The 646-nt window shown below is 65.5% G+C and carries 1 protein-coding gene and 1 pseudogene; one reads left to right on the forward strand and one right to left on the reverse strand.

Annotation, left to right across the window (positions count from 1 at the left end):
* On the reverse strand, positions 1-236 hold a 236-nt coding region (locus tag EOA27_RS39080; RefSeq protein ID WP_145970936.1), incomplete at its 3' end, for a deaminase.
* Between the two features lie 180 nt (positions 237-416).
* On the opposite strand from EOA27_RS39080, the pseudogene EOA27_RS39085 reads away from it, so the two are divergent.
* Positions 417-646, forward strand: a pseudogene (locus EOA27_RS39085) (RNA pseudouridine synthase); the annotation flags it as partial.

Here is a 646-nt window from a genome sequence, read left to right on the forward strand (position 1 = left end):
AGCGTCACATAAAGGTCGTGGCCGGTGAGGCGCTCGCTGGCGAGCTTCCGGCAGGCCTCGCGAATCACCAGCATCTCAGCATGCGCCGTCGGATCGGCAAGCTCGCGGGTACGGTTGCCGGCTTTCGCGATCACCGTGTTGCCGCTGACGATCACCGCGCCGACCGGCACTTCGCCGCGGCCGGCGGCCGCCTCGGCCTCTTCAAGCGCCAAGGCCATGAAATCCGGTCGTTTCAAGCGGTTTCCATCCCGATTACTCCTCGCCACCCGAGAGTGATCCTGTTATCTAGCGCGAGACCCTGAAAACCGGAATCGGTTTTTGCCGCGCCGCTGGATGCGCAAAATCAAGATGACACTGCCTGCGTTGGGCGTCCGAAAGGGCGTGCGGCGCTGTAGCAGGCAAAGACGAGCAAAGTAATGGACGACGATAAGAAATCTCCACGCGGGTCGCGCAAGGGCGGCTCGAAACCGGCAGGTCCGCGCGGCGGCAAGCCGGCCCACGGCGCCAAGAAGCCGTTCCCAAAACGGGAGCGGCCGATGGCTGCCGAAGGCGAGCGCAACTTCAAGCGCTATGAGCCGCGTGAAACGGGGCCGCGCGAAGCAGGCGCGGAGGGTGGCGACCGGTCGTTCCGCAACGGTCCGCCGCG

Source organism: Mesorhizobium sp. M2A.F.Ca.ET.037.01.1.1 (assembly GCF_003998075.1).
Taxonomy (GTDB): Bacteria; Pseudomonadota; Alphaproteobacteria; order Rhizobiales; family Rhizobiaceae; genus Mesorhizobium.